Source organism: Sphingomonas citricola (assembly GCF_019429535.1).
In the GTDB taxonomy this organism is placed as follows: domain Bacteria; phylum Pseudomonadota; class Alphaproteobacteria; order Sphingomonadales; family Sphingomonadaceae; genus Sphingomonas; species Sphingomonas citricola.
Genome location: NZ_JAHXZM010000003.1, coordinates 1 through 15,745 on the forward strand (window position 1 = coordinate 1; position 15,745 = coordinate 15,745).

Below are 15,745 nucleotides of genomic sequence, written 5' to 3' on the forward strand. Positions count from 1 at the left end.
GGGGGCGCCCCGCCTGCCGGGGGGGCCCCCGCTTCCGTTTTCGCGACGCAGATCGCACAGTCGTCAATACGCTAACCTGCATCATCGTGTCGGAGTATTTCCGGCGATTGAAGCGACTGGCTTAGTCCCCGTTCACCCGCTAGCCTGCCGGAAAAAGATCAGGAGAGCAGCGCGGTGAGATTGGATCGCCCCGAGATCGACGACACGCTGGCGCTCAAGCGGCGCGGGTGGACGCTGGCGCTGCTGACGCTGACCTATTTCTTCAGCTTCATGGACCGGCAGATCCTCGCGATCCTGCTCGAGGCGATCAAGGCCGATCTGAAACTGTCGGATACTCAACTCGGGCTGCTTTCCGGGCTCGTCTTCGCGATCTTCTATGCGACGCTCGGTATTCCGATCGCGCGGCTCGCCGATCGCACCAGCCGCAAGCGGATCATCGCGATCAGTCTTGCGATCTGGAGCGCGATGACCGCACTGTCGGGCGTCGCGCAGAACTTCACCCAATTGATGCTCGCGCGTATCGGCGTTGGTATCGGTGAGGCGGGGGCGGGGCCGCCCAGCCACTCGATCATCGCCGACCTCTACCCGCCCGAGAAACGCGCCTCGGCGATGGCGATCTACTCGCTCGGTGTCCTTCTCGGTGGCGGCCTGGGGATGATGATCGGCGGGTTCGTCGCGCACGCCTATAACTGGCGGGTGGCGATGATGGTCGTCGGGCTGCCCGGTGTCGTCCTCGCGGTTATCGTCTGGCTGTTCGTTGCCGAACCGGGCCGCGGCTTGTCGGATGCGCAGCGCGCGATGGACGCGCCCGACGCGATGCCGTCGCTGGGCGAGGGGATTGCCGCGATGTGGCGCGATCCCGCCGCGCTGTACCTCGTCGTCGCGGTCACGATCACCTCGCTTGTCGGCTACGCGCTGACGGGATGGGGGCCCAGCTACATGCAGCGCTCGCTCGGCATGTCGATGCTCGACGTGTCCAAATATGTCGCGCTGCCCGCCGCCATCATCGGGTCGACGTCGGCGTTGCTGGGCGGCGCCGCCGCAGACCGGGCTGCGAAGCGACACGGCCTCCATGCGCAGAGCTGGGTCGTCGCGGTGTTCAAGGTCGTTGCCTTCCCCTTCGCGGTCGGCTTCTACTTCGTCGACGATCCGCAACTCGCCCTTGCCAGCTACTTCATCGCTGCACTGTTTGCCGGGGCCTATCTCGGCCCGTCGTTCGCGCTCATCCAGCATCTGGCCCCGCTGAAACTGCGCAGTGTCTGGGCGGCGTTGACGCTGCTCGTGATCAATCTGGTCGGGCTCGGGCTCGGGCCGTTTCTGGTCGGCCAGTTGAGCGATCAACTTCGTCCCACTTATGGCGCGGATTCGCTGCGCTGGTCGATGTTGTGCGTCGCGATGCTGACGCCGCTCGCGATCTTCGCCTACTGGCGCGCCGGCGTGTTGATGAAGCGCAGTGCCGTCGACACGAAGTGACCAAATGGGTCCGATATTGATTATTTCCTTTCGATAAAGGTCATGATAGCAGACCTGTTCATCACTGCTGGGGGGCGGGAGAGATGAGCGAAGCAATTTCGCCGGTGCAATATTGGGAGCCGAGCGCCACGTTGGCGCCTTACGTTACGGGATTTCATTCCTATCATGCGGCACTGCCGCCGGGGCTGACGTTGCAGGATGTGTTCCTGCCGAGCTGGGCCTCGATCCGTGTCGTGCTGCATGAAAATTCGACGTGGTCGCTTCGTATGGGGCCGCGAACCTTCGATCCGATGCCGCAGATCGCGTTCATCGGCCCGACCAATTGCGCCGGATATTTGTCGACGCAGGGCGGCACGTTGGTCGGCGTCGGATTGAAGCCGCTCGGCTGGGCACGATTGTTCGGTGGCGACGTGTCGCGTCATGCCAATCGCGTCGTCCCGCTGGCGCAGCTCGATTCGGGTGCCGAGCAATTGCGTGAGGCGCTGGAGGCCGATGATGCGTCCGATCAGGCGTTCGGCCGCTGGCTCGAGGCACGGCTGTATCGACGCCCGGCCGCCGACCCGCGGATCGCGCAACTCTTCGCCATCCTTGAACAGGGGCAGGAAACCCGCATCGACGTCATCGCCGACATGCTCGGCACCAGCCCGCGCTCGCTCGCGACCATGACGCGCTACAATTTCGGTTTCACGCCCAAGCTGTTGCTGCGACGCACCCGCTTCGTCCGGGCGTTGAGCGCGCTGCTTGCCGAACCCGAGCAGGGCGCGGTGGTGCTCGAGGAAGCGGGTTACTACGATCGCTCGCATTTCCTGCGCGACAGCCATCTGTTTCTCGGCTGCTCGGTACGCGACTTCAATCGTCGCCGTGGCCCGCTCAACCAGATTGCGCTGCGCGTCCGCGAGAAAGTCCTCGGCCGCCCGGTATGACGGCGTCGGGCGGGGGCGCGCGCCTCGCCCAACCTGACGTCTCGGCCTTTCGCGCCTACAGTGCGCGGTCGTCGAACATCCCGAACATCAACGTCGAGGCGTAGAGCGCGGTCGCGCGGCCGCGCGGCATCGACCACGCCCATTTGCGCATGTCGAATGCAGCATTGAGGAACGCCATCATCGCCTGCGCCGCGATCAGGCTGTCGACCGGGCGGATCGTGCCTTCGGTGATCCCGTCGGAGATCGTGCCCGCGAACCGCCGCGCGATGCGGTTCGACCGCTCCACCATCGCGGCGCGCGTGTCGGTCGGCAGGCCGCTGAGCGCGGTGGTGCGCAGCAGCGGGCCATGTTCGGAAAATTGCACGTCGAGCAGCGCCGCGACGGTGTCGCACAAACGCTGCCACTGCGTTCCGCCGCGTTCGTCCGCCTGACGCTGCGCCGCCGCGATCGTGTCGAAGCTACGGCGATAGCAGGCGGCGACCAGATCATCCTTCGCGTCGAGGTGATGATAGAAGCTGCCCTTCGTCACGTTCAGCTCGGACGCGATCCGCTGCACGCTCGCGCCGCGATAGCCGAGTTCATTGATCAGGCGCGTCGCAGCGAGCAGGAACGCCTCGCGCCCCGGTACCGGGTCGTCGTGGCCGAGCGCGATCGGCTCGGGCGACCAGCCCGCGCTGGGGCCAGCGACGCCGTGGCGGAAGATGTCGATCAACCGCTCGCACGCGCGCGGCCACTGATCGACGTCGTAGCGCGGCAGCCACACCGGCATCCAGAACGTGTTCTCGAGCAACACGTGCGCGCGCGCACCCGCAAGGTCGGTCTGCGCGCGGCTGGTCGGGTGGCCCCACAGCAAGCGCGTACGGCGAAACACCTCGCGCCATCCCGCCATCAATTTGGTGCGCACCGGATCCTCGGTCGCGCGCAGGTCGGAGAGGACCGCGAACTGCTTCTCCTCGTCGCGCTCGATCCGCGCGAGCCGAGCCATGTTGAGCCGCAGGTACGCCTCGACCCGCTCGGCCGGCGTGTCCGCCTCCATCGCCTCGTCGATCATCCGCAGGAGGTAATCGAGCGTGTATTCGAACGCGGCGGCGGCGAGATCCTCCTTGCGCTTGAAATAATAGGTCACGCTGGTGGTGTTGAGCCCGACGCGCCGCGCGACGTCGGCGAAGGTCATGCCCTTCGCGCTCTGCTCGTTGATTGCCTCGGCAGCGGCGGCCAGGATCGCGTCGCGCTTCTCGCGAAAACGCCGCGTGCTGGTGGTTTCGTCTACTCGGGTGTCCCCCATTGCTGGACTGTAGCAAAAGCTTTTCGAAGAAACAGTCCCTTTGTGCGCGTGCGCCCGGTCAACCCGTCGCAGCGGCAAGCGGCGCAATCAGACGCTTTACCGAATAATCGGTATGGCCTAAGCCGTGGGCAAACGGATCAAGGCGGAGGGACGAGATGGATTTCACCCTGAGCGAGCGCGAGACCTATTTTCGCGATCGCGTGAAGGCGTTCATCGACGCCGAGATCGCGCCGCGCAACCACGAATACCATGAGCAGTCACACACCGGCGATCGCTGGAAGGTCATCCCCGTCATTGAGGAAGTGAAGCAGAACGCGAAAGCCGCGGGCCTGTGGAATTTCTTTATGCCGCCGCATTCGGGGCAGCAGCACGTCGACGAAACCTTCGAGTTCGAGGGAACGCAGCTCACCAATCTCGAGTACGCGCTGTGCGCCGAGGAGATGGGCAAGATCGGCTGGGCGAGCGAGTGCTTCAACTGCTCCGCGCCCGATACCGGCAACATGGAAGTTCTCCACCGCTACGGCACGCTCGAGCAGAAGGAGCGCTGGCTGCGCCCGCTGATGAACGGCGAGATCCGCTCGGTCTTCCTGATGACCGAGCCGCAGGTCGCCTCGTCCGACGCGACGAACATCGAGACGCGGATCGAGCGTGACGGCGATCACTACGTCATCAACGGCCGCAAATGGTGGTCGTCCGGCGTCGGTGATCCGCGCTGCAAGATCGGCATCCTGATGGGCAAGACGAGCTTCGAGGGCTCGCGCCACCAGCAACAGAGCCAGGTGCTCGTGCCGATGGACACGCCGGGCGTCGAGATCAAGCGCATGCTCTCGGTCTACGGCTACGATCACGCGCCGCACGGCCACGGCGAGGTCGTCTTCACCAATGTCCGCGTGCCGGTCGAGAATGTGATCCTCGGCGAGGGGCGCGGGTTCGAGATCGCGCAGGGGCGCCTAGGGCCGGGCCGCATCCACCATTGCATGCGCACGATCGGTGTCGCCGAGACGGGAATCGAGGCGATGGCCAAGCGGCTCGTCAGCCGCGTCGCCTTCGGCAAGCGGATCGCTGACCATAGCGTATGGGAGGAGCGGATCGCGCGCGCGCGGATCGACATCGAGATGACGCGGCTGCTGTGCCTCAAGGCCGCGGATACGATGGACAAGGCCGGCAACAAGGCGGCGCAGCTCGATATCGCGATGATCAAGGTGCAGGCGCCCAGCATGGCACTCAAGATCCTCGACGACGCGGTGCAGGCGCACGGCGGCGCGGGCGTGTCCGACGACTTCGGGCTCGCGCATGCCTGGGCGAGCCAGCGGACGCTGCGGCTCGCAGACGGGCCGGACGAGGTCCACGCCCGCTCGATCGCGCGCAACGAGTTCGGCAAATATGCCGACTGGAAGATCGATCGCCCGTCGAACGATCAGGCGCCGGCCTTTTCCAGTGGCGACATCGGCGTCAGCCGCTGACCGTCACGCCCCGCGCCGCGACCGGCGCGGGGCCGCTATTCGCCACCGGCCAGACGCCGGGGCATGTCATCAGGAGAGGGTGGGGTCATGAAAGCCGCCGTTCTGTTCGAAACCAAGTCGCCGCTCCAGATCGAGGACGTCGACGTCGCCAAGCCGCGCGCGCACGAGGTGCTGATCCGCACGCTCGCCTGCGGGGTGTGCCGCTCCGATCTCCACTTCGTCGACGGTGCCTATCCGCACCCGCTCCCCGCCATTCCGGGGCACGAGGCCGCGGGGATCGTCGAGGCGGTCGGCGAGGAGGTCCGCACCGTCAAGCCGGGTGACCATGTCGTCACCTGTTTGTCGGCCTTCTGCGGTCACTGCGAGTTCTGCATCACCGGGCGCATGTATCTGTGCGTCTCGGGTGAGACGCGACGTTCGGCAAAGGACGAGCCGCGGCTCCGCCTCGCGAACGGCGGCCAGGTCCAGCAGATGCTCAACCTGTCGGCCTATGCCGAGATGATGCTGGTCCACGAACACGCTTGCGTGTCGATCGACCGCGACATGCCGCTCGACCGTGCCGCCTTGATCGGTTGCGCGGTGACGACGGGCGCCGGTGCGGTATTCAACACGACCGACGTATCGCCGGGCGAGACGGTCTGCGTCGTCGGGTGCGGCGGGATCGGCCTCGCCGCAGTGAACGCCGCGAAGATCGCGGGCGCGGGAAAGATCATCGCGCTCGATCCGGTGCCCGAGAAGCGCGCGGTCGCGGAAAAGCTCGGCGCGACGCACACGCTCGATCCGATGAGCGACACCGCGGTCGCCGAGGTTGTCGAGATCACGAACGGCGGCGTCCACCACGCGATCGAGGCGGTCGGGCGTCCGCAATCCGCCGCGACGACCGTCGGCGTGCTGCGCCGCGGCGGTACCGCGACGATCCTCGGCATGATGCCGCTCAGCGAGAAGGTCGGTCTGTCGGCGATGGACCTTCTCTCGGGCAAGCGGCTTCAGGGCGGGATCATGGGCTACAACCGCTTCCCGGTCGACATCCCGCGACTGGTCGACTTCTACATGCGCGGGCAGCTAGACCTCGACACGATCATCGCCGACCGGCTGCCGCTCGCAGAGATCAACCGCGCGTTCGACGAGCTTCGCAAGGGCGACACCACCCGCAGCGTGATCGTGTTCGATCAGTGAGCGAGCTGCAGACCGAGATTGCCGAGCGCGACCGGCTCGACGTCGATCGCCTGTCCGAATGGATGCGCGCGCATGTGCCGGGCTTCGACGGGCCGCTCGACTATGCCAAGTTCGCCGGCGGCCAATCGAACCCGACCTACAAACTGACGACACCGAACGCGAGTTACGTGCTGCGCCGCAAGCCGATGGGCGACCTGTTGCCGAGCGCGCATCAGGTCGACCGCGAGCACCGCGTCATGGCCGCGCTCCACCCGACCGGCTTTCCGGTGCCGCGCCAATACGGGTTGTGCGAAGACCCGGCCGTGATCGGATCGGCCTTCTACGTGATGGAGATGGTCGAGGGGCGCACGATCTGGGACGGCGGCATGCCCGGCCTCACCCCCGATCAGCGGCGGGACCATTATCACGCGATGATCGACACGCTCGCCGATCTCCACAACACCGATTACGAGGCCATCGGGCTCGGCGATTTCGGCCGCCCCGGCAATTATTTCGAGCGTCAGGTCAGCCGCTGGACCAAGCAGTATCGCGGGGCCGAAACCGAGCACATGCCCGCGATGGAGACGCTGATCGAGTTCCTGCCGCGCACCGTGCCCGAGCAGACGCGCACTTCGATCGTCCACGGCGACTACCGCGTCGACAACATGAAGTTCGCACCCGGCACCGACCCCCGCGTCGTCGCGGTGCTCGACTGGGAATTGTGCACGCTCGGCGACCCGACCGCCGACCTGACCTATTATCTGATGAGCTGGGTGACCGAGCCCGAGGGGCGCTCGGGCGTGCAGGGGCTGACCGGCCCCGAAACGGGGATTCCGACGCTGGAGGACATGGTCGCGCGTTACTGCGCGCGGACGGGGCGCGACGGTTTGCCCGAGCTCGACTGGTATTTCGCCTTCAATCTCTTCCGCCTCGCCAGCATCGTGCAGGGGATCAAGAAACGCTTCCTGATCGGCACGGCCTCGAATGCGCGCGCCGAAGAGACGAGTGCGCGCGTGCCGATGCTCGCCGACGCCGCGCTGATGTTCGCCCGTCGCGCGGGAGCCTGACCACCGTCGCTACCCGCGCCCGCGCCTGACCCGAAGGACCATCCCATGTCGCTATTCGATCTGACCGACAAGGTCGTGCTCATCACCGGTTCCTCGCGCGGGATCGGCAAGGCCTCCGCGATCGCCTGCGCCGAGCAGGGTGCGAAGGTCGTCATCTCCAGCCGCAAGCAGGACGCGTGCGACGCCGCCGCGGCCGAGATCAACGCGCGCTTCGGCGAGGGCACCGCGATCGCGGTCGCCGCCAACATTTCTGACAAGCAGGGCTTGCAGCATCTGGTCGATGAAACGCGTCGCGCGTTCGGGCGCATCGACGTGCTCGTCTGCAACGCCGCGTCCAACCCGTATTACGGTCCGCAAGCCGGCATCGCCGACGATCAGTTCCGCAAGATCCTCGACAACAACATCATTTCCAACCACTGGCTCATCGGCATGGTCGCACCCGAGATGAAGGAGCGCCGCGACGGCTCGATCGTCATCGTATCTTCGATCGGGGGCCTGCGCGGCTCGACCGTCATCGGCGCCTATTGCATCAGCAAGGCCGCCGACATGCAGCTCGCGCGCAACCTCGCGCACGAATACGGCCGCGACAACATCCGCGTGAACTGCATCGCGCCCGGCCTGATCAAGACCGACTTCGCCAAGGCATTGTGGGAGGACGAAGCCGCGGTTGCGGAGCGCAACGCGACCACACCGCTGCGCCGGATCGGCAAGCCCGAGGAGATCGCGGGCGCGGTCGTCTATCTCGCCAGCAAGGCGAGCGCGTTCATGACCGGGCAGACGATGGTGATCGACGGCGGCGTCACGATCTGACCGCGGAACGGGAGAGGAAAGACATGGCACGCTTCACCGACAGGTCGATCATCGTCACGGGCGCAGGCTCGGGCATCGGCCGCGCGGCCGCCACACTCTTCGCCGCCGAAGGCGCGCGCGTCGTTGTTGCCGACGTAAGCGAGGGCGCCGAGGAAACCGCGCGGCTGATCCGCGACGCCGGTGGCACCGCCGAGGCGATCCGCATGGACGCGGGCAACGAGGAGGACGTGATCCGTACCGTTGCGCTCGCGTGTGACAAGCATGGCGGGCTCGACGTCATGTTCGCCAATGCGGGCATCTCGGGCGGGATGGCCAACATCTTCGACACCGACGTGTCGCTCATCACCGAGGTGCTGCGCGTCAATCTGATCGGCCCGTATCTCGCGGTGAAGCACGCCGCCCCCAGGATCGCGGAGCGCGCGGCGCAATCGGGCAGGAGCGGTGCGATCATCCTGACCGCCAGCGTCGCCGGCATCCGATCGGGCGCCGGCTCCCCGGCTTATTCCGCCTCGAAGGCGGGCGTCATCAACCTCGCGATGGTGTCGGCGCAGCAACTGTCGGGCGCGAACGTCCGCGTCAACGCGATCTGCCCCGGGCTGACCGAGACGGGCATGACCAAGCCGACGTTCGATTACGCGCGCGACGCCGGCAAGACCGATCGGCTAGGTCGCCTCAACCCGCTGCGCCGCGGCGCGCAGCCCGAGGAACTCGCCAAGGTCGCGCTGTTCCTTGCCAGCGACGATGCCAGCTACGTCAACGGGCAGGCGATCGCGGTCGATGGCGGCCTGTCGTCGAGCCACCCGGTCACGAAGCAGGAATATGGCCGCACCGCGGTGTGATATCGGAACGGCCGCGCCGACGGCGGGTTAATCTGGGTGAAGAACAAAGGGGCTTCACCCATGACCGATCCGATCCGTTATTCACCCGACCTCGAAGACGTAAAGCCCGACGAGGGCGAGACGGTCGCGCAGCTCAATGAGCAGTTCGACATCATCCTGAAGACGACGCACGAAGATTACGGCCACGCCGTCCGCTCGGTCCATGCCAAGGCGCACGCGATCGTCGAGGGCAGGTTGACGATCCACCCGAACCTGCCGCCCGAACTCGCGCAGGGACTGTTCGCGACGCCCGGCGAGCATCCGGTGTTCATGCGCTTCTCGACCAACCCCGGCGATATCCTGAGCGACGCCATCTCGCTGCCGCGCGGGCTCGCGATCAAGGTGCTCGACGTCGACGGCGAACGGCTACCCGACGCCGAGGGGCGGACGCAGGATTTCGTGATGGTCAACGGCCCGGTCTTTCAGGCGAAGACCGCGGAGAAATTCCTCGGCAACCTCAAACTGCTCGCCCGCACCACCGACAAGGCGGAGGGTGCGAAGATCGCGCTGTCGGCGGTGCTGCGCGGGGTCAACACCGCGCTGACCGCGGTCGGCGTGGAAAGCGCTGCGATCCGTTCGCTGGGTGGTGCCCCCAACGTCGATCCCATCGGCGAGACCTATTTCAGCGCGACGCCGTTCCGCTACGGCGATTACGTCGCCAAATTCTCGCTCGTGCCGACCGCTGCGGCGCTGAAGGAGCGGACCGGCGCGATCATCGACGCTTCGGGTCGCCCGAACGCGATCCGCGAGACGCTTCAGCAGGAACTGCGCGACATCGCTGGCGAATGGGAATTTCGTGTCCAGCTACAGCGCGACCGCGAGAAGCAGCCGATCGAGGATCCGACGGTCGAGTGGAAGGAGGAAGACGCTCCCTTCGTCACCGTCGCGACGATCCGCACCAAGGCGCAGGACAGTTGGGACGACGCGCGCGTCGATCACGTCAACGAGGAATTGCGGTTCAGCGTGTGGACCGGGCTCGCCGCTCATCAGCCTCTCGGTAATATCAACCGCTCGCGCAAGGACGTGTACAAGCACAGCGCCGATTTCCGCGCGCGCGCCAACGGTTGCCCGATCCACGAGCCGGCGTGACCGGGCAGGGCGGGGGGCGACCCCGCCCGCCCTCAGGCGCGGTTGGCCGCCGATAGCACTGCGCGAACACTGGCCGTTGCGATGTCGGTATCGATGCCGACGCCCCACACGACGCGACCGTCCGCCGTCCGGCATTCGAGATATGCCGCCGCCTGCGCACCCGCGCCATGCCCGATCGCGTGCTCGGCGTAATCCACCACGTCCAGGTTCGGCGCCGTCGTTTCCGCGAGCGCAGCGATGACACCCGATATCAGCCCGTTTCCGCGGCCCGAGATCGACCGCTCCTCGCCGTCCACCGCCACGCGTCCGACGAACAACCGGTCGCCCGACGCGCCCGTTTCCTCGTAATCGCGCAGCACGAAACGGTCGTTGGTGCCCGGCAGATAGGTCGCCTCGAACCGTCCCCAGATATCGGCGGCGTTCAGTTCGCGGCTGGTTTCGTCGGCGAGCGCCTGAACGTGGCGGCTGAAATCCGCCTGCAGTCGCTTGGGCAGCCGAAGTCCCTTGTCCTGCTCGATCACCCAGGCGACGCCGCCCTTGCCCGATTGCGAGTTGACGCGGATCACCGCCTCGTAACTGCGCCCGAGGTCGGCGGGATCGATCGGCAGATACGGTACTTCCCAGACGTCGTCGTTCCGCGCCGCCTGCGCCGCGAACCCCTTCTTGATCGCGTCCTGGTGCGAGCCCGAGAAAGCGGTGAACACCAGATCGCCGGCATAGGGCGTGCGCGGATGGACGGGCAGGTTGGTGCAATAATCGACCGTCTTCACCACAGCGTCGATGTCGGACAGGTCGAGCCCGGGATCGACGCCTTGCGTGTACATGTTGAGCGCGACGGTCACGAGGTCGCAATTCCCTGTCCGCTCGCCGTTGCCGAGCAGGCATCCCTCGACGCGGTCGGCCCCCGCCATCATCCCCAGCTCGGCGGCCGCGACGCCGGTGCCGCGGTCGTTGTGCGTGTGGAGCGAGATCACCACCGCGTCGCGGTTCGGGATGTTTCGCGCGAACCACTCGATCTGGTCGGCGTAGACGTTCGGGGTCGCGCACTCGACCGTCGCGGGCAGGTTGAAGATGATCGGGCGCTCGGGCGTCGGGCGCAGCACCTCCATTACCGCTGCACAAACCTCGACCGAAAAATCGAGTTCGGCGGTTGAGAAGGTCTCGGGGCTGTACTCGAACTGCCAATCGGTGCCGGGCCGTTTTCCGGCTTCGTCGCGCAGGATCTTCGCGCCCTCGACCGCGATCCCCCGCACCTCGTCGCGCGACATGCCGAACACGATCCGCCGCCATGCCGGGCTGACCGCGTTGTAGAGGTGAATGATCGCGGTCTTCGCGCCTTCCAGGCTCTGGAAGCTCGTCTCGATCAGGTCGCGACGCGACTGCGTCAGCACCTGCAACGTCACGTCGTCGGGCACGCGACCCGACCGGACCAGTCCGGAGATGAAGTCGAACTCGGTCGCGCCCGCGCTCGGGAAGCCGACCTCGATCTCCTTCAACCCGACCTTCACGAGCAGGTCGAAGAAACGCGTCTTCTTTTCCGCGTTCATCGGATCGATCAGCGCCTGATTGCCGTCGCGTAGATCGGTCGACAACCATCGCGGCGCGCGCGTGATCGTCCTTGATGGCCATTGCCGATCGGGCAGGTTTATCGTCGGGAAGGGGCGGTATTTGGTCGATGGATCGCGCAGCATGGCTCGGCTCTCTGGCTTAGGGAGTCTCGGCTGGCCCTTAGGCGCGGGGTGCGCGGGAAGCGCGCACGCGTCGATGTCGCGCCTAAGGGCGCGTAAGTCGAAGGCGGGCGGCCGGCGTCATCGCGGACCGTTTTGCCGACCATGCGCCGGGCTGTCCACCCCCACGTCGCGTGATCGCCTCATTAGCGTAAATCGCGGTCGAAGCGGGGAAAGTGCTTAACCTGGGTGCAAGCATTCACGCTTGCCTAACCTCTCACGCCTAGGCCGGGCGGCCAAGGAGCCATTCCATGCTGCAACTCGTCTATATTTCCTCGGTGGCCGCGACCGCCGACCTCGGCAGCATCCTCGCGGTGTCGCGCGTCAACAATCGGCGGGATGGCATCAGCGGGCTGCTCTACAGCGACAGCGTGCGATTTCTTCAGGCGCTCGAGGGACCACCGCTCGCGGTTGAAACCGCCTATCAGCGGATCAAGCAGGACCCGCGCCACCACGGACTGGTTATCCTGTCGCGTCGTGAGGTCGAGTCGCGCGAGTTCGGCGACTGGGCGATGGCCGAACGACGCGTCGGCGAGGAAGGCGATCAGTTCTGCGCGCGCGTCGACCGACTGCTGGCGAATACTGCCCCCAACGTCCGCGCGACGTTCGACAGCTTCATCAAGCTGCGTCGCGCGGCGTGATCGACGCGGACGGCACCGGGCCGTCCGCGTTGGGGATTAGGCGGTGAAGGCCGCGTGGATCGTCAGGTTGACCGTATCCGACACGACCGGGGCGTAGGCGCCGACCCCGAAATCGCTCCGCTTGATCTGCCCTTTCGCCGTGAAGCCGACGTTCAGTTTCTTGCTCATCGGATTGTCGCCCGCGCCGACGAAAGTGACCTCGAGCGTCACCGGCTTGGTCTGATCCTTGATCGTCAGATTGCCCGCCATCGTCGCGCTGTTCGCGCCCTTCGGCGTGATGCGGGTCGAGACGAACCGCGCGGTCGGATATTGCGCGGCGTTGAAGAAGTCCGTCGACTTCAGATGCTTGGCGAACGGCGCCGCGGTGACCGACAGATCGTCGACGTTGAACGTGATGTCGACCTTGGTCGCGGCGGGCTTCTTGGGATCGAGCGTGATCGACCCGCCGCTCGCGCCGAACTGCCCTTCGAGCATCGAGAAGCCCATGTGATTGACCTGCCAGCTCACCTGCGTGTGCGCGGGGTCGACCTGATAGGTGCCGGCGGGGACGCGCGAGGCGATCGGCTGTCCGGGCTGCTGTGGCGTGGTCGCGATCTGCGCGAGCGCGGAGACGGAGACGAGCGCCAGCGTGGCGGCGGCGAGGTGACGGATGCGCATGGTCGAAGGCTCCCTGTTGATCGCTCAATCCAACCACAGCCGCGCACGCATGGGAATATGTCGCGCCCGAAACGGTCGGTTTCGCAGGCCTTCACTCGTCGTCTAGTTCTTTCGAACCTTGCGGCAGGATGTCGTATCTGATCCGCACCCAGGCACCAAGCAGCGGCTGACCACCTTTCCGCGGCGGACGGATCAGGAACTGCCACGCCGCCTGTCGGACCGCGCCGGCGATGCGTGATCCCGGCGTCTCGCCCAACTCGCGGCAATCCTCGACGTGATAGCGCGCGATCGTGCGGCACGCGATCACGCCCCAGCCAATCTTACCGGCGGGCAGGTAGGTCGCCATCTCCGCACGGGTCGGCTTGCGATACCATTCGGCAGCATACATCGGCTCGCCGCCCGGGCCGGTTCCGATGCTCGGATCGCCACCCGCGTCGCCGGCCGAGGCGGTCTGCGTGCCGTCACCCGTACCCGCGCTGCCCTTGATCTTGCCGATGTTGGAGGCGGCATAGTCCGCCTGGCTCAGCATGATGACGCCCGGCAGGTGGAGCGTGACCGGCGGCGGCGGCACGATCGGCGCCTCGCGCGGTTCGGTCACCGGCCGCGGCTCAGGCGTGGCAGCGGTCGGTGCCGCCGCGCGGGTGCGCTGGACCGATCGCTTGCTCGTCTCCGACGATCCAAGCGGGGTCACGTCGAAAGTCGACAGCCGCCGCCCGTCGCCCGGCTCCGAACGCTGGTATCCGCCCATGTCGAGCAGTGCGAGGATGATCGCCGCGGCGATGCCGAGCGCGAGCGCCCAGGACGCCGCGCGTCCACCGCGTGAGGCGCGGGTGTCGTACGACAATGACCGGTACGACGCCGCACTCATGACGGGTCGGCCCTACGCGCGCGCGCGCGTCGCGGCAACGGGGCCGCGACGCAATTTATCGGACCTCAGTTCTTCGCCTTGTCGACCAGCTTGTTGGCGCCGATCCACGGCATCATCGCGCGCAGCTCCGCGCCCACCTTCTCGATCGGGTGCGCGGCGGCCGCCTTGCGCGATGCCTTGAGTTCAGGCTGCCCCGCGCGATTGTCGAGCACGAAGTTCTTGACGAACCGCCCCGACTGAATGTCGGCGAGCACGCGCTTCATCTCCGCCTTGGTCTCGTCGGTGATGATCCGCGGGCCCGTCGTGATGTCGCCATATTCCGCGGTGTTCGAGATCGAGTAGCGCATGTTCGCGATCCCGCCCTCGTAGAGCAGATCGACGATCAGCTTGGTCTCGTGCAGGCATTCGAAATACGCCATTTCGGGCGCGTAGCCCGCCTCGACCAGCGTCTCGAACCCCGCCTGGATCAGATGGGTGATGCCGCCGCACAGCACCGCCTGCTCGCCGAACAAATCAGTCTCGCATTCCTCCTTGAAGTTCGTCTCGATGATCCCCGAACGACCGCCGCCGACCGCACTGGCATAAGCGAGTGCCAGATCGTGCGCGTTGCCGCTCGCGTCCTGCTCGACCGCGATCAGACACGGCACGCCGCCACCGCGGACGTATTCGGATCGCACGGTGTGGCCCGGCCCCTTGGGCGCGATCATGATGACGTCGATGTCGGCGGGCGCCTCGATCAGCCCGAAGTGAACGTTCAGCCCGTGCGCGAATGCAATCGCCGAGCCCGCGCGCATGTTGCCCTTCAGGTCCTGCTCCCAGATCGCCGCCTGATGCTCGTCGGGGGCGAGGATCATGACGAGGTCGGCCCAGGCCGCGGCGTCCTTGTTGCTCTTGACCGCGAAGCCGGCATCCTCCGCTTTCTTTGCGGTCGCGGAGCCCTCACGCAGCGCGATCGAGATGTCCCTGACGCCCGAATCGCGCAGGTTCTGCGCGTGCGCGTGGCCCTGGCTGCCGTAGCCGACGATCGCGATCCTCTTCCCCGTGACAAGGTTCAGGTCGGCGTCCTGATCGTAATAGACACGCATGATGTGCTCCCTTTGATCGTGAAAAGCGGCTGCATTCCGCGCGCCGCGTGAGGTTTGTTCAGGCGGCGTCCTTGCCGCGTGAGATCGCGACCACGCCCGTGCGCGCGACCTCGATCAGGCCGACTTCGGCCATCAGTTCGACGAACTTGTCGATCTTCTCGATGCCCCCGGTCACCTCGAACACGAACGACGAGGTCGTCGCGTCGACCACGCGTGCGCGGTAGACGTCGGCGAGGCGCAACGCCTCGATCCGGTGGTCGCCAGTACCGCGTACCTTGACCAGCGCCAGCTCGCGCTCGACGTGCGGGCCCTCGGCGGTCAGGTCGTGGACGCGGTGGACGGGCACCAGTCGGTCGAGCTGCGCGACGATCTGTTCCAGCGTCGCCGGGCTCGCGCTGGTGACGATCGTGATGCGGCTGACCGACTTGTCCGCGGTCACCTCGCTCACGGTCAGGCTCTCGATATTGTAGCCGCGCGCGGTAAACAGCCCGGCGATCCGCGCCAGAATGCCGGGTTCGTTGTCGACGATGACCGCGAGCGTGTGCCGCTCGGCCTTTTCTTCTCGGATATGCATAGTCGTCCTTCTGCGTCCTGACGGAGCGGAGGTTGTTGGGCGGCGGGTAA

15 protein-coding genes are annotated in these 15,745 nt (G+C 66.4%); 9 read left to right on the forward strand and 6 right to left on the reverse strand.

The genetic code is table 11. The annotated features are described in order from the left end of the window. The first annotated feature begins 174 nt into the window (after nucleotides 1–174). Nucleotides 175–1,473, forward strand: a complete 1,299-nt coding sequence (locus KZ810_RS07525) for a spinster family MFS transporter (RefSeq protein WP_219768416.1) — start codon at nucleotides 175–177, stop codon at nucleotides 1,471–1,473. Nucleotides 1,474–1,556: 83 nt separating this feature from the next. Continuing rightward, nucleotides 1,557–2,396: an AraC family transcriptional regulator gene (locus KZ810_RS07530; RefSeq protein WP_219768417.1), complete on the forward strand. Its 840-nt coding sequence runs from the start codon at nucleotides 1,557–1,559 to the stop codon at nucleotides 2,394–2,396. A gap of 55 nt (nucleotides 2,397–2,451) precedes the next feature. Here KZ810_RS07530 and KZ810_RS07535 read toward each other — a convergent pair whose 3' ends face one another. After that, nucleotides 2,452–3,681, reverse strand: coding sequence for a TetR/AcrR family transcriptional regulator (locus KZ810_RS07535; protein WP_219768418.1), 1,230 nt, complete (start codon nucleotides 3,679–3,681; stop codon nucleotides 2,452–2,454). Nucleotides 3,682–3,836: 155 nt separating this feature from the next. Between KZ810_RS07535 and KZ810_RS07540 the strand changes: the two genes are divergently transcribed. The 6 genes from KZ810_RS07540 (at nucleotide 3,837) to KZ810_RS07565 (ending at nucleotide 10,143) form a co-directional block, all read left to right on the forward strand. Further along, nucleotides 3,837–5,144: an acyl-CoA dehydrogenase family protein gene (locus KZ810_RS07540; protein ID WP_219768419.1), complete on the forward strand. Its 1,308-nt coding sequence runs from the start codon at nucleotides 3,837–3,839 to the stop codon at nucleotides 5,142–5,144. Nucleotides 5,145–5,231: 87 nt separating this feature from the next. Next, on the forward strand, nucleotides 5,232–6,320 hold the full coding sequence (locus KZ810_RS07545) for a Zn-dependent alcohol dehydrogenase (RefSeq protein ID WP_219768420.1): 1,089 nt from the start codon (nucleotides 5,232–5,234) through the stop codon (nucleotides 6,318–6,320). A gap of 62 nt (nucleotides 6,321–6,382) precedes the next feature. Next, nucleotides 6,383–7,366 (forward strand): phosphotransferase family protein, encoded by a 984-nt coding sequence (locus KZ810_RS07550; protein ID WP_258044711.1) that lies wholly within the window; start codon nucleotides 6,383–6,385, stop codon nucleotides 7,364–7,366. A gap of 45 nt (nucleotides 7,367–7,411) precedes the next feature. Continuing rightward, nucleotides 7,412–8,176: an SDR family NAD(P)-dependent oxidoreductase gene (locus KZ810_RS07555; protein ID WP_219768422.1), complete on the forward strand. Its 765-nt coding sequence runs from the start codon at nucleotides 7,412–7,414 to the stop codon at nucleotides 8,174–8,176. Between the two features lie 23 nt (nucleotides 8,177–8,199). Beyond that, nucleotides 8,200–9,015 (forward strand): SDR family NAD(P)-dependent oxidoreductase, encoded by an 816-nt coding sequence (locus KZ810_RS07560; protein WP_219768423.1) that lies wholly within the window; start codon nucleotides 8,200–8,202, stop codon nucleotides 9,013–9,015. 60 nt (nucleotides 9,016–9,075) lie between these two features. Beyond that, complete coding sequence (locus KZ810_RS07565; protein ID WP_219768424.1) at nucleotides 9,076–10,143, forward strand: catalase family protein; 1,068 nt, start codon at nucleotides 9,076–9,078, stop codon at nucleotides 10,141–10,143. Nucleotides 10,144–10,175: 32 nt separating this feature from the next. On the opposite strand, the gene leuA is transcribed toward KZ810_RS07565, so the two are convergent. Next, entirely contained in the window at nucleotides 10,176–11,834 is a 1,659-nt protein-coding gene (gene leuA, locus KZ810_RS07570; protein WP_219768425.1) for a 2-isopropylmalate synthase, read from the reverse strand. A gap of 287 nt (nucleotides 11,835–12,121) precedes the next feature. Here leuA and KZ810_RS07575 point away from each other — a divergent pair, with 287 nt between their 5' ends. Further along, nucleotides 12,122–12,511 carry a BLUF domain-containing protein gene (locus KZ810_RS07575; protein WP_219768426.1) on the forward strand — a complete coding sequence of 130 codons (390 nt, stop codon included), beginning with the start codon at nucleotides 12,122–12,124 and terminating at the stop codon, nucleotides 12,509–12,511. Between the two features lie 36 nt (nucleotides 12,512–12,547). Here the strand turns inward: KZ810_RS07575 and KZ810_RS07580 are convergent, their stop codons facing one another. The 4 genes from KZ810_RS07580 to ilvN all read right to left on the reverse strand — a co-directional run bounded on the left by KZ810_RS07580 (nucleotide 12,548) and on the right by ilvN (nucleotide 15,695). Next, entirely contained in the window at nucleotides 12,548–13,168 is a 621-nt protein-coding gene (locus tag KZ810_RS07580; protein ID WP_219768427.1) for a YceI family protein, read from the reverse strand. Between the two features lie 91 nt (nucleotides 13,169–13,259). Continuing rightward, a complete protein-coding gene (locus tag KZ810_RS07585; RefSeq protein ID WP_258044637.1) occupies nucleotides 13,260–14,036 on the reverse strand; it encodes a hypothetical protein in 777 nt (258 codons plus the stop codon). 65 nt (nucleotides 14,037–14,101) lie between these two features. Beyond that, complete coding sequence (ilvC, locus tag KZ810_RS07590) at nucleotides 14,102–15,121, reverse strand: ketol-acid reductoisomerase (protein WP_219768428.1); 1,020 nt, start codon at nucleotides 15,119–15,121, stop codon at nucleotides 14,102–14,104. Between the two features lie 58 nt (nucleotides 15,122–15,179). Continuing rightward, complete coding sequence (gene ilvN / locus KZ810_RS07595; RefSeq protein ID WP_219768429.1) at nucleotides 15,180–15,695, reverse strand: acetolactate synthase small subunit; 516 nt, start codon at nucleotides 15,693–15,695, stop codon at nucleotides 15,180–15,182. Nucleotides 15,696–15,745: the final 50 nt, after the last annotated feature.